Below are 14,322 nucleotides of genomic sequence, written 5' to 3'. Positions count from 1 at the left end.
AGCGCTTCCGTTTCGTCATGCGGATCAGTCCTTCGTCAATCGCCAGAGCTTAGCGACTGGTCCGAATTCCCGCGACCACCTCTCCCTTCGAGATCCTGTGGGACAACCAGATCCTCGACTTCAATCTTTACGTGATCCCGAAAGGCGCGCCCAACAAGGATGCGGCCTGGACCTACATCAAGTGGGTCACCCAGAGCGAGCGGCAGGCCGAGCTGACGCGCTACATCAGCTATGGGCCAGTGGGGAAATCGGGTTCGGCAGGGGTCGGCTTTTACAAGGACGACAAGACCGAGATGGCGACCTATCTTCCGACCTATCCGGAATACCTGGATGACGCCCTGACCTCGGATGTCGAATTCTGGGCGAACTACGACACCGAACTCAGCGAACGGTTCAATACCTGGCTGGCGAATTGATGGGGAAGGCGGCGGTCGATCTGCCGCCTTTGCTCATGAACCGAAGGAAACGGCGATAATGGGCGATGCGTAACGTGGTGCGATCCTTGTCATGAAGCATGTCGGTGTGATCGGGGCAGGGGCCGTAGGGCTTGCCTGTGCCTTCCATCTTCGCAGGGCGGGATGCCGCGTCACGCTTGTCGATGGCTCGGGCGCGGTATCGGGTGCTTCCTACGGCAATGCCGGGACATTCGCCCCCTATGCCTGCGTTCCAGTAAACAACCCTTCGGTCTTTCCCAACATCCCGCATTACCTGTTGTCGGGCGACAGCCCGTTTCGTATCCGGCCCACCTATGTGCCACGAATGCTGCCCTGGCTAGCCTCGCTCCTGCACCATTCGACGCCCGTCCGCTCGCAGGCCTCATCCGCGGCGCTTGCCACGCTGCTCCTCAGGGCGCAGTCCGGTTGGGATCCCATACTGGACGCGGTGGGGCGTGACCTGATCGACGGGCAGGAATGCCTTTATCTTTACGAAACAGAAGCCGCTTTCCAAGCCGCAGGTCCTGACCTGGACTATCGCCGGCAGCTTGGTGTCGCATTCGACCTTCTGGCGCAGGCCGATATTTCCGCCCTGGAACCGGCACTGGCACCTCGTTTTACCCAAGGGGTGCTTTTCCGGGGCAGCTGGCGGTTTCGATCACCGCACCGGCTGTTGCTGAAACTGGCCGAACATCTTGCCCGACAGGATGTCCAACTGATCCAAGAGGAGGCTTGCCGGATAGAGACGGGCGAGGAGGGCGCGATCCTGCACGTCAGGACAGGCGCACCGCTTGCCTTCGATCAGGTTGTCCTTGCCGCAGGGGCGAAGTCGCGCGCCTTGGCAGCAAGCTGTGGCGACAGCATCCCCTTGGACACGGAGCGTGGCTATCACGTGGCCTTCCAGGCGGGCGAAGGCCTGCTGTCCCGGCCCTGCGGTCTGGCTGAGCGGGGCATCTACATGACCCCGATGATGGGAGAACTACGTGCAGCCGGCACGGTGGAACTGGCGGGCTTCACGCAAAAACGCAGCACCGGCCTCTTGAACCATATCGAATCCTCGGCCCGCGTCGCAGTGCCCGCGCTAAGTGGTCCCACCATCACCTGGCTGGGCTTCCGCCCCACCTTGCCTGACGGCTTGCCGGTCATGGGCTTCTCGCGCCGATCGAAGCGGGTGATCTATGCGTTCGGGCATCAGCATGTGGGCCTGACGCTTGCCGGCATGACCGGCGAGATTGTTGCCGACCTTGCAACGGGAAAATCCCTGAAGACCGACATCGCTCCTTTCCTTTGTAATCGGTTCGTCCGAGGGTGAGCCAAGTGCATGAACTGGCCCCCATTTCGACCGGACACCGGGCATAACCATGGAGGCTTAGGCATATGCCTAAGCACGTGCTTATGTCAGAGATGGAAATCATCACCGATGGTGGCCGTCGGCGCCGCTGGACTGCCGCCGAGAAACTGCGGATCGTCCAGGAGGCGCTCGACGACCGCGCCAGCATCTCGGTCGTGGCGCGCCGCAATGGCGTAGCGCCAAACCTGTTGTATCGTTGGCGGCGTCTGATGCTTGAAGGAGGAAGCGTCGCGGTGACCGAAGACGACGATGTGACCAGCAATCGCGTGGTCAGGGAGATGGAAATCCGCATCCGCGAACTTGAGCGCCAGCTTGGCCGCAAAACCCTTGAGGCAGAGATCCTGCGGGAGGCCCTGGACAAGTCACGGGTAAAAAAACTGACCTTGCTCGCGCGGTCGCCACTGAAGGGCGATTTCCAGTGAAGACGGTGGCAGAGACGTTGGGCGTCGCCCGCTCTAACCTGGTCGACCGGCTTCAAGGCAAAGCGAAGCCGCGGCGGCGCTACCATAAGGCACAAGATGCGGCGTTGGTGCCGCTCATCACGGCGCTTGTCGCAGCACGGCCGACCTATTGAACTGGCCCCCATTTCGACCGGGCACTTGGGCATAACTATCCCATCAGCCGAATGGCCTTTGTGTTGAGTTTTCGAGTTCTGCTGCTCGGCTGGAAAGCTTTGGACCTGCCCGATGATCTTCCTGACCAGGCGACGGATCACCAGCAGAGTCGATGCAGTTCGAACTGGATTACGAAAGCCTTTCCCTGGCATGCTGTTCCGTGATGGAAAGGCTTGTCAGTCTGATAGCCCGTCCTCGAGGCCTCAGGAGTTGAGGTCAACGATGTTCGGAGCATGGACGCTAAAGCCTCTGAAACCTCCTTGCGGGTACCCGCCGGTCCTCAACCGTCAGCTCTTCGCGGCTTTGTGGATCGGAGGCGCGCGTGGTACTGTTGCATGCGACCGCGTCAGAACGGCGCGCATTTAGGTGGTACAGTTATGGTTCAGCGTGCGCGAGAACCGCAGCACCAGTCTGCTGCTGACGCTCCGGCTGCCAGCACGCTGCCCTATGATCCTGAAGAATGGAAACAGCGGGTAGCGGCTGCGCGCGCGCAGCGAGAGGAAGTGCTGCGGCAGCGTGCGGAAGAGCAGCAGGCGGCCGAACGCGGAAGCGTCGGGCTTTCCGGACGCACCAATCCGCCTGTGATGATGCCGCTCCTAGGCGTGCCGGCACTCATAAGCACTGTGAAAGACGAGCAGCCTAAAGCCGCAGGCACTATACCCTATTTCATCAGTCTGCGTCAGGCTCTAGCTTCCTGGGCGCAGATAAAGGGCAGGACCCCCTTTAGCGGTCGTGTGCCTCCGATGCTGTTCGGGCTGGTGATTAGCGCCCTGGCAGGGGCCTCCCTTGTCAGCCTTGGCGCAACCCGCCCCGGCGGCATTGATCCTCAGAACGAGAGTGCCCCGCCTGTTGTCTCGGCTGGTCCTTCTGTGGATGCTGCGCCTTCCTATGCGACACCGGTCGCGGGGCCACCTCTGGTGACATCGCCTCTGGGCCTTGGCGTTGTACCGACTGCCGATGCACAAGAGACTGCCTTTGCATCGCTCGATGTGTTGTCTGCCCCGTCAGCTCGTGGACTGGAGCTGCCTGCTTTAGCAACAGCGGCTGCTGCCCCCAGCATGCCAGCGATTGCCGCACTTCCTGTTGCTTCCGAACAGCCCGGCTCGGGGACGAGTCACGAGATGGCCACAATGGCTCCCGGCTTGAACTCCTCGGAGGCAAAGCAGGCTCCCTTTGTGCCACGCCCGCAGCTTGCCCGTCCCCCGGTGCCGGCGGCGGATGCCAGCCCTCAGCAGTTGTTGCCCAATACGGAAAAGGCAAACATGCGCTTGGCCGTCTATGTCCCCGAGCGTCTTGCGGCCGAACGTCGATATCAGACCATGACGCAGCTTTCGGAAACAGGATGGTCGCCCGAGGAGGCGTCGACGCCATTCACGATCGGCGAGACGCATGTTCGGTATTACCACCCGCAGGATCGGGCAACAGCCGAGGAACTGGCAGCTTCGCTGAACACCGAGGCGCGAGACTTCGTCAGCTTTACCCCATCTCCGGAGGAGGGCTACCTGGAGCTGTGGTTGGGCGGCCAAGGAGCGCCTCCCAAGCCCAAGCCTGTCGCTACGAGGAAAGAAGCGCCGGCACCCGTCCAGGCCAGTGGGGCAGGGCGCGGCAGCGAGGTGCCGCAAACGACCTCTGGTGTCCGCAGAAGGGCGGCCTCAGGCGGAGATAACAACGAATGGCTGCGAACCTCGAACAGCCGCAATCTGGCCGGCATCAGGAATAGCACCGAAGGCAACAGCGGGAGCAGCAAGGGAGGCGTTAGCGAGGGTGGAGCCAGCAACCATGGAGGCGATAGCGGCAGCGGCGGGAGTGCAGGCGGCAATGGCGGCAGCAGTGGGAGCAGCGGCGGCAACGGCGGCAGCGCGGGCGGCAATGGCGGCGGCGGCGGCAACGGCGGCAGCGCGGGCGGAAACGGTGGCGGTGGCCGCGGCGAAGGCAATGGGAACAGTGGCGGAAACGGTGGCGGCCACGGCAACGGCGGTGGCCACGGGAACGGCGGCGGAAACGGTAACGGCGGTGGCAACGGCAACGGCGGCGGGAAGGGTGGCCGGGACTGAACAGAAAACCCGCACCGTTCAGACCTCCTTGTTGTAGGCCGCCTTGACCGGTTGCGACCCGGTGACCTGCCGCAACTTGCACAGGAGGCATTGGACGGCAGTAAAATCGTTCGTCTAGGGCTTGTTCCAACATTCCATGAAGATGGGGCGATCTGCTTCAGGTATTCGCACGACGGCTGACACTGGCGGTTTGCGCCAATAGCGTACCGAGCGGCGGTAGCCGTACGCGTCTGAAGAATGACAGTGCTCACCTTGGGGCGGCAGCTCAGGTACTTGTTTCATGCTGCCGATCGTCATCATCCTGATCAGGTGCGAACCTGCGCACGTGAGGTGCGCGGCGGCACGGGGCCATCAGCGCCGCGCAGGAAGAGAGGCTCAGCGTGAAGCTGGTGCCTCGAGCTGTCGATAAAGACAACTCAGTGAGAGCAGACAAATCCGTCTATAAGAGCCTGTCGCCCTCGGAAGACTGCGATGCAGTAACTCGTAATGGTAGGAAGCTACCATCTTTTATAGGTGTTTTATGTGCAAGACGCTCCGCATTCTGGCGGCTGCAGCCGCTGTTTCCTTCAGCTTCGCAGCAGCTGCTCAGGCCGCAACGGTAACCTACGCCAACACAGATCCCACGCCGAAGGCTCAGCTGACGATCGATGATGCGGCCGCGCCCAACACGCTGCGCTTCAGCCTTTCGACCTTGATGGGCACTGCTGATTATCTGGGTCTTGGCTTCAACTTCGATGGGCTGCTGACTCAGGCAAGCCTGAAGCTTGTCAGTGCCACCCGGCTTGATGGAACCGCGATCACTCCGGCTCTGCAGCTCTACGGAAACGGCAAGAAGCAGGTGGGCAGCTGCGGGTCGGGCTGCAATTTCAACGGTAGCGGAAGCGCGTCTCTGTTTGACTACATCATCCGTATTGGCAGCAATGGCGGCGGCAACGGTGGAAACAACTATGTTGCATCGGTGGTGTTCGACATCACCACCACGGCCAAGCTGAGCGACCTGAGCCAATTTGCTTTCCGTGCCCAGGAGACGAGCAACCCGGGCGGCAGCATCAAGGCCGACCTGGAGCCGCAGCAGCCTGCTCCGGTTCCGCTGCCGGCATCGGCCGTTCTGCTCATGGCTGGCATGGGTGGCCTGGCCAGCCTTCGTCGTCGCAAGAAAGCCGCCTGATCGGGCTCGCCTTCTCCACATCCAAGCCCAGCACGCCCCGCCTCTGGTGGGGCGTTTTGCTGCGCGCCTGTGTGGTCATCCAGGAAATCCCGCTCAACCGCTGGGTACCCCAAGCAGCCGCTTTATCGCAATGTCTGTCCAGATCTGTTGAACCGTGATCTCGATCTCATCTGCCATTGCGTCATAGCAGCCAAACGCCAGTTTCAAATGGTACGGAGCGGTCACAGCCATTGTGTCCAGGTGCTGCTCACTGCGATCAAGGCAGGTGCTGACCCACCAATAAAGGTGGGCGTGGATGATGTCTTGGCCCGATGTCTCGCCGTTCTGCCTAGAAAATCTCGAGCCGCTCAAATAGCCGACAGGCGTGTTGGTCATCTGTTCTCGCCGTCTTGTGGCCGCCCGATCCACGGGACGACTGTAAAAACTAAACAGTTCAGAGCGTCAATTTAACCGACCCCTCGCTTTCCACCGAAAGAGGAGGGCAGGGCCGCTATATGCATGCTGTGCAAAAACGTCCTTTTTGTCTACTCTTAATTGAGACTGCTCCCTGACTGGACCCGAGCAGAGAGGATCACGAAAGCAAACCCATACTGACTGGCCACGTGCACTATCGCGGCAGGAGCCATCCAACCAACCTCTGCATACAATTTTGCAATGTTTGAGAAAACGGTCGTTTCATAACGGCTTAATTACTGAGTGACAAGAACGGCTTTCCTTACATCGCCGCCTCTTTTTGGTGCGAAGCTGTGGCGATTTCCCCTGATCTCCAACACAGACGGTGCTGCCTGCCCTGTTCTTCAACACCCTTCAAAGGATATCGATGTAATCCGCAAATGTAACTTTCAATGCGGTGATAAGCTAAAACGGGCTTGGCTGTCTACGGCAGCATCCGATCGCAGATCGCCTCGGCGGTTTCTGCCACAAGCTTGCGTGCCTCTTCTGCGGACAGGCCGGCGATGTCGAAGAGCGCGGTCATGGCCTCGGCCCCGGTGGCCATGCCAAGGGCGGCGGCAATGGAGCGGGCTTGTTCAGGACGGATGTCTGACTCGCTCTCCAAGGCCCTCAGGAAGGCCTGGGTGCGGCGGGCGCCGCGGCGGGGGGTTTTGCCGTCCTGCGCTTGCGCGCTCGCCTGAAGGTTCAGGCCGAGATAGGTGCGAAAGGCCGTCTCGTTCGTCATGGCCAGGTCGAAGAAGTAAAGGCTGATGGCAACCAACCGATCACGCAGGCTGGCGGCATTGCCGATGATCTCCTCGTAAGGTGCCGCCTTCAGATGCAGGCCTGCCTCGGCCGCCAGCAGCGCGGGATCGGAGAAGTAGCGGTAGGCCGAGGCCTTCGAGATGCCGGCTTCGCGGGCCGCTGCCGTGACCGTCAGGGGCTCGCCGCGCATCAAGAGCGCGCGGGCCGCGTCCAGCAGGGCTGCCCGTGTTTTCTTCTTCTGGTCTTCCCGCTGCGTCACGGCCACCTCATGAGACAAATGTCTTGCTAGAATCATTCTGCAGTTATAAGACCTCTGTCTCATGAATGGCAACCAACAGGAGAAACACGCCATGACCGCTCCGCGCAGCTATGACGCCATGGGCATACTCTTCCGGTTTCATGCCTTCCCCGGTGAGACGATGGGCAAGTTCTGCCTGGTGGAGGCCGTGGTGCCGCCGGGCCTGGGTGCGCCGCCCAATCATCATGCGGGCGAGNCAGGCGGGCGGCTTTGTCTCGGTCCCCGACGGAGCGGTACATGCCTTTCAGGCCATAGGCTCCGAGCCTGCGCGCCTCCTGATCATCAACGCGCCGGGCCACATGCACGAGGCGTTCTTCACCCGGACCGGCAGCCCGGTTGCTGATGCAACCGCTGCCCCGCAGCCTCTGGACGGACCGCCGGACGTGGCGCGCATTCTGTCTGTGGCGGCGGATGTCGGCATGGTCATCGTGCCGCCTGCGGATGCCGCGCACTGAACGGCTGCGGGGAGAAGGGCAGGAACCTCGGTGGTGTGGTGACGGCTTGTACGAAATATAAGGTTAGACCTGCCTCCCAGGACACGCGCAGCAATCTCGCTGGTGCGATTGCAAAGCTTCGCCAAGCGCTCCCGCCCGGCGAAGCCATTGTGACCGTTCAAAGGGTTGGATATCGGCTGGAAAGAAGCAGGTAGTTAACGAGGACGACGGCGCTTTCGCATCATCGCGAGAGTGCCAATGCCAAGTGGCAGAAGAGCGGCAGTCGCTGGTAGAGGAACAGGGGCAGGAGCGTTCACATCAAGAACCGTAAATCGAGAATATTCGTCATCATACCAATAGTAATGGTTTCCATCAGCAGCGATAAAAGGGCGCCCCTGCTCACGAGCATGCGTTGACCAAAATCCGACATCAAATGTCGAGCCCACAGCCGTCGAGACGTTCATCCAATATTCATCGTCGTGGTACGCTGAGAAGCCGTTTGGACGGATCTCAGTATAATTGGTAGCCGTGCAGTCCCAAGGTCCCAGTTGGCATACCGGTGTTCGCCCACCGTTCCCGTAGTAATAGTCGTCTTCAACTGGGACATGCGGCTGAACAAGCGTGATCGAAAACTGGAAGATTGTTCCTATTGCAGGAAGCCCGAAGAGATAGCTTTTCAGCCCTAGGGACGTATCCCCTGCCTCAATGTCTTTATCTTCAAACCCATAATGGTCATGGGTGATCGGGGCAAAACTGACTCGCGTGAATGCAGTCCCTTCATATCGTACAAACATGTCGTAGGTTGCTGTAGAGTACGTCGCCGCCTCTGCCTGCCCTACACCCACCGCCACCACGGCAGCCGCAACAATCGCACCTAGTTTCACGTCAAACCTCTGGAATTAGAATCAATCACTACGGCGTGAATGATCTGCATCTATTCGTAAACAAGTCTCCGTGAATATGCACACTGTGAAGCAACCGGCGCGCGAACCTTCCATTCAAACAGCACGATAAAGCCGGCATGAAAAATGCTTGCGGGCGAGCATCACCTGATGGACCTCGCTGAATTTATTAAGGAAGTGGACGGCAGCTTACCGGGCGTCATTATTGTTGTCCAAGGCTGGTTCAACCGGATTCCGTCCAAGCGCAACAGCGAGCTGCAGGACAAGATGCTTGCCATGGCTGAGACCTCGCTCAGGGAAAGCCGCGATCTGCTGACCAACACCTGGACGTGTCGCGGTTTGGTGCCGCTCCTTTGATAGCATAATGTGCAGCAAAGGAGATGAACCATGGGCACAGGCAGGACGGATAAGTTTCGCAAGGATGCGGCGCGCTGTGCAACTGCTCGAGGACCGCCGGGACGAGCGCCGGCTATTGGAGGGTCGGCGATGATGGGGCGGCTCATCAGGCAATTGACCGGCCACGGCCGACGCGAGGCCAAGGCCCACGAGTGGCCGCCGTCGAGCGCCTCGTGCAGCAGCTGGAGAAGAAAGTCGTGACATTGAACTGACCATTGGCATCATCGCTGTCATCAACGCCATCGGTTACCTTGCCGTGATCTGGCATTTCGCGCCAGCTTCCGCGAACTGCGCAGCGCGACGTGGTGGTTTGGCACGGGCTTCATGATCTTTGCCGATGCGAACATCTCCTGCGCAGGCTTTACTGGGACGTGCTCATGCCCCTGCTGAGGCTCTGGACACCCGAAGCGGCGGCTTGGCTTGCGGACCATGTCGGCCGCTACGCTAAGATCATCTTTGGACGGCATCTTTTGCCTTGGTACAAGGTATGGATGCACCCCACGTGATCGGGCTGCTGCCGTGGTAATGACCGACCCCGAGTTCATGCGGCTGATCGGCGCTTTCCTCATCATCGGCAGGACTGGGTCCCTGCCGAGATGCTAGGGTAGGAAAGACCATAGCCCGTGAACTACGGGCCAAAGAACATACCACCCCGCAGCCACCCAGACGGCTGCAAGGAATGTGATGGTCAGCAATTGTTTCAGGATCAGCATCGGGTTCAGGAGCAGGAGCAGGAGCAGGTTGATAAGTTTATTGGACCGTAGTCCTGATCATCTTCGCAGCTAAACCTTAATAGTCCGTCATTAATAAGCAGGTGTTCGGGGAGCTTTCAGCCGAGCGGCGATACTCTTAACACAGCAACACTGCTGCCCGGCTGCAAGGGCCTTGCATGCTGAGTTGCCGCTCGCGGACACTGACTAATTCCGCACACCCGTTGTGCAGAGTTGCATCAAGGCACCTTGTTCCCAAGCTACCACCCGCGGCGAACTTTCTATTGGAGAAAGCAGGTATCCTGTAGTTTCAAGAGCCGCGCCAAGCAGCTTGCTAATATCGATGTGGGGGATGTTGGCTGCCTTGTCGGCGTTGGCGGAGATGAATCCGCGCTCTGATCGGGTCGAGACCATTGGCGGCAGCTTTGACAAGCAGGGTTGCCCAAGCGGGTAACATTTTGGATGAGGCACCCGTAACAAAATTATATGATGCAACACCACCTGCACGGCTGATCGCCGAACCCGAGAGGTGGGGAATATTGCCCCAACACTTCTGGGGATTTGTGATCTAGCATTTACAGCGCCAGCAACTGACCCAGCTCCTTGTAGTGGCTGCGTTGCCCGAAGATGTTGTCAGAATGATCGACGAGGATGGATGCCTCCTTCGCGGACTGCTTTTGCTTCCAAAGCTTCAGGTCGCCGTAGAGGCCCCAGATCTGGTCTCGGACCTTGTCCAGCTTGCGCGTCTGTTCGGTTGTTTTCGGCATCAGCTTTTGCAGCAGCCGCTATGCATGAACCCAACACAGGGCATGATTGGGGATGCGGAACTGTCCGGCATCGTCGGACACGACCACTGTGTTGCCCATTAATCCCTGGTGACGCACCTCGCCCCAGAGGGAAACTTCGGTGATCTCGCGCACCAGGGCGCGGTCGAAGACATCCAGGCGCAGCCTGACTAGGTAATCATACCAGGCCATCTGCGAGGGAAATGAGGTCTCGAGATGGGCAGCAAGCTGAGCAATAATCTTCGGCGTCACCTTGCGATGGCGCATATAGTGGAGTGCCGCGTCGTTGATGATGTAATCCTTACACCCAGCCCGCAGCAGGGACAGGAAGTTCAGCCGTGACTTCGAGCGGCCCGTGCGGAACACGCTGAACCGGCTGCCGCCGATCTGTGTGTTGATGCCGTCGCGGCGAGCATGACGAGCACCGGTGTCATCCACGCTGATACAAGGTGCCGGGGCGAGGCCTGCCCGCAGGATCGTCTGATACTCCGCCACAACCTCTCCAGATCGGAGGTGAGGAGCCGGGCAGTGCGTTCAGCGCTCCAACCGTACTTGCTCCGGCGGAGCATCGCGATCTCAAGCTTGAGCCCCGTGATTATCGCTTCCGAGGTCGAGACCACCGCGCGGGCCTGTCCAAGATCGGCCTTATCCGCCGCGGACAAAACTTCTATCGGGGGTTCGAATTTAAGGTTGCGCATAAGGTCGAGGCTACCACCCAACGCAAAATCCCTTAGGCGTCCCTCCGCGGAAGCATACACTTGATTGCTGAAAACACATGAAACGGCGCAGAACCCATACTCGAGCAAGCCGGGCCAGCTGTTCCCGGAAGGGCCTGGCATTATTATGTTTGAACTTGCTTTGCAGGATCAGTTGGAAGGACCGTTTATCCATCCTATCGATAATTGTCTAAAGCACCTGATAGCTCAAAGGTACGGAAGCATCCTCTCTGAGAAACCTTCCTACCCGCATCGCGCTCAGTGCAACGTCCGTGGTCTATTTTGGAGCTTGAAGGGGCTTCTACCGCGATCTGAAGCTCTGGAAGCAAAAGCCGTCTGCGAAGGAGGCGCCGGTCCCCGCCCCCCGCTTCGACGACATCTTCGGGCAACGCACTCGTTATAAGGAGTTGGGTCAGTTGCTCGCTCGCCTGCACAGGCGAAAGCACGAGCTGCTGAAGGTGCTAGAGCGCCGAGTAGGCTGAGGCTGCCCGACTCCGGGATGTGCAAAGTGGCCGGACGGGCCGATCGGCGCGTCCGGGCCTTACAGTAGATAAATCACTAAGGGCATGAAAAAGAACGGCTTGAGGCAAGACGACTCAAGCCGTGGTGCCTCCTACGAGAACACAAAATCAGCTTCATCAATCAGCCGATAGTCGACGTTCACTAGAGTGACGGAGTCGGCTCCGAACTGGATGACTGTATCCGCCCCGCGATCTATGACAGAAATCGTACTGCCGGCCTCGAAGACGATGCGGTCTTCTCCCTGAGTGAAGTCATTGATCCGATCGTGGCCACTGCCGAGGCGGAAGACAAAACGATCTGCACCCAGTCCTCCGGTCATCAGATCATTGCCGGTCCCGCCATCGAGCTTATCATCCCCCGCACCACCGCGTAAGGTGTCTGCCCCGATTTCGCCAAGCAGCACATCATTCCCTGCGCCGCCGTCCAAAAGGTCGTTGCCCTGACCACCGCTGAGGTTGTCGTTGCCGGCCCCACCGCGCAGGGTGTCTGATCCGATTTGGCCAAGCAACCTGTCATTGCCCGAACCACCGTCGAGCAAGTCGTTGCCATTTCCGCCAAACAGGCGGTCATTGCCGGCTCGGCCCAGTAGCGTGTCCTTACCCGCTCCGCCCTCCAGCACGTTTGCCCGCGCGTTTCCCGAAAGTCGGTCGTCGCCAGAGCCGCCACGTAGGTTTTCAACTTCAGAGACAGTAACAGAGCCACCCTGAAAAGCCTGTGCCTTTGTTACTGTGAGATCAACTATCACCTTAGCGGAGGTCTGGAACTCTAGCGTGTCAACTCCCGGGCCACCCTTCACGTTGTCAAAGCCCGACCCTACGATCAGGCGATCATTACCTGCCCCACCCACCAGAAGGTCATTGCCAATCCCCCCATTCAGGGTGTCGTTGCCCGTACCACCCCGCAAGGTGTCTGCACCGGCCTGGCCAAGCAAAGTGTCATTGGCGGCTCCACCGTCCAAGAGGTCATTGCCTGCGCCACCGTCCAACAGGTCGTTACCGGCCCCGCCGCGCAGAACGTCATGGCCGCCGAAGCCACGAATTGTGTCATTTCCGGTCAATCCATCGACCACGTCACGTCCCGCCGATCCGGTGACATAATCACTCCCGGCCAAGATCTTGGTCCATAACGGCAGAAAGTTTCCGTCCTCAAAAAGCTGCTCTACAATGGGATCGGACGGATGTGTCGAAACCCTGAAGTTCGACATGCTGAACACCCGGTCTCCTCTGTGCGTCAGATAAAGGTCGCGGAGGGTATCATCGCCATGAGGCGTCATAGCCATTCGATAGCCGCCATCGAAGTCTAGCCAACGCTCACCAGGCCCCATCTTAGGATCTGCGAAACTAGTCGGTGCTGTCAGGTTGAACGACCGGTGCAGCTGAATTCTCGCCATGACTTTTGTCCATACTAAATTACTCGCGTCACTCTACGCACGAAAATTTGAATTTCAATAAATTATCTCGTATTTTCTGCGGCCTATAAAAGCTTGATCGTTCTGAAGCGTAAGAAGCGGAACTGTGAGGCGTTGATGATGTGACTGCCCTCAGACAGCATCTGATGTGCCAAGGTGGGTCTGCAACGATCGACAAGGGGAGCGGTCACATCATCAACGCCATCCCCGGGATAGGGGAGCGGATGATCAGTGAGCAGCTCACGCAGCGACTGGTTCGGAGGGTCTGCCTTCCCGTCCCCCGGGCAGAGGGTTTGGACGCGGGAGCAGTTGCGCCAATGGGAACCGCGAAGGCACAGCAGGCCATTTGGCCAGTATTACCGCCATGACAAAGGATTGATCATGCTGCTTTCCACCCCGCTGCGCATTGCGCTTGCTCTACCAGCGACCCTATGGCTGGCGCCGCCCTCTTGGGCGGGCGACAGTTCGGGTCTCGATCCTGCCCTGATCGACCAATGTCTGGCTGACGCTTCCACGGAGGGCGAGCAACTGGATTGTGCCGGCGTCGGTCAGGAAAGCTGCCTTGCCTATGCCAAGGCGGAACATCGCGATATTGACCCGGTGGACCGGCAGCTGAACTGTCTCGACGCCGAGTGGCAGGTCTGGGAAACGCGGCTAACCGAGACCTATGACGAACTGAAGGCCGTCGAAGAGGAACGCGGTGCCCAAGGTGCGGAGGCCCTGGTCAGGATGGAGCGCGGCTGGATCGCTTTCCGGGATGCCCGCTGCGCTTATGAGGGGATCACCAAGAGCGACGGTGCAGTGGCCGAGGTCGGGTGCAAACTGAACGAAACCGCCCGGCAGGTGATCTTGCTGATGGCCTATTACCAAGAGCAGACATGAGGTTTCACCGACCGTCGACGGGATCTGTGCCGCAGCATTCACCCAAAAACGTCCACGCCCTGCTCCACCCTCGTAGAGAGGATTGGGCCAGCCGGTCGCTCGATAAACGGCACAATGGCCTGAGAGCCATCCAGGCTTGTATCGTTGACGACCCTACATGGTCAAAGGAAGAGTGTCGCTGTGGCCGGGGATGATGCTGTCACCGGGCGTCGGGGGTATGGTGAGCCTGAAAGCAGTTGCCGGTTTTACTCTGCTGCCAAACTATCCCCAGATCGATCCAGAAAAACTGTGGATAACAACAGCCAAGAGTGAGCGGTAAAGAGTGCTTGGCACAGAACAAAACGACTCCCCGTGACTTACGCGTTGACGACCCCAAGAGCAACGAGCCCGACGCCAGGACCGACGCGACCAACCGCTTCAACGCAGACGCCGAGGCCCAGGCAAAGCTGGC

Annotated in this window: 12 protein-coding genes and 1 pseudogene; 7 read left to right on the top strand and 6 right to left on the bottom strand. The window is 59.4% G+C overall.

Annotated features, from left to right (window positions below):
• The first annotated feature begins 56 nt into the window (after nt 1-56).
• The 5 genes and pseudogenes from IE224_RS19500 (at nt 57) to IE224_RS19480 (ending at nt 5,621) form a co-directional block, all read left to right on the top strand.
• Entirely contained in the window at nt 57-416 is a 360-nt protein-coding gene (locus tag IE224_RS19500) for an extracellular solute-binding protein (RefSeq protein ID WP_308434866.1), read from the top strand.
• A 91-nt stretch (nt 417-507) separates the two neighbouring features.
• Nucleotides 508-1,746, top strand: coding sequence for an NAD(P)/FAD-dependent oxidoreductase (locus IE224_RS19495; protein WP_191313034.1), 1,239 nt, complete (start codon nt 508-510; stop codon nt 1,744-1,746).
• Between the two features lie 65 nt (nt 1,747-1,811).
• Nucleotides 1,812-2,356: pseudogene (locus tag IE224_RS19490) on the top strand (transposase); the annotation flags it as partial.
• A 378-nt stretch (nt 2,357-2,734) separates the two neighbouring features.
• Nucleotides 2,735-4,453 (top strand): hypothetical protein, encoded by a 1,719-nt coding sequence (locus IE224_RS19485; protein ID WP_191313032.1) that lies wholly within the window; start codon nt 2,735-2,737, stop codon nt 4,451-4,453.
• 520 nt (nt 4,454-4,973) lie between these two features.
• Nucleotides 4,974-5,621 carry a VPLPA-CTERM sorting domain-containing protein gene (locus IE224_RS19480; RefSeq protein ID WP_191313030.1) on the top strand — a complete coding sequence of 216 codons (648 nt, stop codon included), beginning with the start codon at nt 4,974-4,976 and terminating at the stop codon, nt 5,619-5,621.
• Between the two features lie 93 nt (nt 5,622-5,714).
• Here the strand turns inward: IE224_RS19480 and IE224_RS19475 are convergent, their stop codons facing one another.
• From IE224_RS19475 to IE224_RS19460, 3 genes are all read right to left on the bottom strand, one after another.
• Nucleotides 5,715-5,996, bottom strand: a complete 282-nt coding sequence (locus IE224_RS19475; RefSeq protein ID WP_191313028.1) for a hypothetical protein — start codon at nt 5,994-5,996, stop codon at nt 5,715-5,717.
• A 502-nt stretch (nt 5,997-6,498) separates the two neighbouring features.
• Nucleotides 6,499-7,077, bottom strand: a complete 579-nt coding sequence (locus IE224_RS19470; protein ID WP_191313026.1) for a TetR/AcrR family transcriptional regulator — start codon at nt 7,075-7,077, stop codon at nt 6,499-6,501.
• A gap of 688 nt (nt 7,078-7,765) precedes the next feature.
• Nucleotides 7,766-8,434 carry a VPLPA-CTERM sorting domain-containing protein gene (locus tag IE224_RS19460; RefSeq protein ID WP_191313024.1) on the bottom strand — a complete coding sequence of 223 codons (669 nt, stop codon included), beginning with the start codon at nt 8,432-8,434 and terminating at the stop codon, nt 7,766-7,768.
• 144 nt (nt 8,435-8,578) lie between these two features.
• On the opposite strand from IE224_RS19460, the gene IE224_RS19455 reads away from it, so the two are divergent.
• A complete protein-coding gene (locus IE224_RS19455; protein WP_191313022.1) occupies nt 8,579-8,809 on the top strand; it encodes a hypothetical protein in 231 nt (76 codons plus the stop codon).
• Nucleotides 8,810-10,133: 1,324 nt separating this feature from the next.
• Here the strand turns inward: IE224_RS19455 and IE224_RS19450 are convergent.
• The 3 genes from IE224_RS19450 to IE224_RS21320 form a co-directional block, all read right to left on the bottom strand.
• Nucleotides 10,134-10,325 (bottom strand): hypothetical protein, encoded by a 192-nt coding sequence (locus IE224_RS19450; RefSeq protein ID WP_191313020.1) that lies wholly within the window; start codon nt 10,323-10,325, stop codon nt 10,134-10,136.
• Between the two features lie 18 nt (nt 10,326-10,343).
• Nucleotides 10,344-10,838 carry a hypothetical protein gene (locus tag IE224_RS19445; protein WP_191313040.1) on the bottom strand — a complete coding sequence of 165 codons (495 nt, stop codon included), beginning with the start codon at nt 10,836-10,838 and terminating at the stop codon, nt 10,344-10,346.
• An 834-nt stretch (nt 10,839-11,672) separates the two neighbouring features.
• Entirely contained in the window at nt 11,673-12,971 is a 1,299-nt protein-coding gene (locus tag IE224_RS21320; RefSeq protein WP_191313018.1) for a calcium-binding protein, read from the bottom strand.
• Between the two features lie 399 nt (nt 12,972-13,370).
• On the opposite strand from IE224_RS21320, the gene IE224_RS19430 reads away from it, so the two are divergent.
• A complete protein-coding gene (locus IE224_RS19430; protein WP_191313038.1) occupies nt 13,371-13,871 on the top strand; it encodes a lysozyme inhibitor LprI family protein in 501 nt (166 codons plus the stop codon).
• Nucleotides 13,872-14,322 lie beyond the last annotated feature (451 nt).

Origin of the sequence: Paracoccus aerius, assembly GCF_014656455.1 — a bacterium.
Classification (GTDB): Bacteria; Pseudomonadota; Alphaproteobacteria; order Rhodobacterales; family Rhodobacteraceae; genus Paracoccus; species Paracoccus aerius.
Note: the sequence above shows the minus strand (reverse complement) of the source record. Positions and strands in the feature narration are given on the sequence as shown.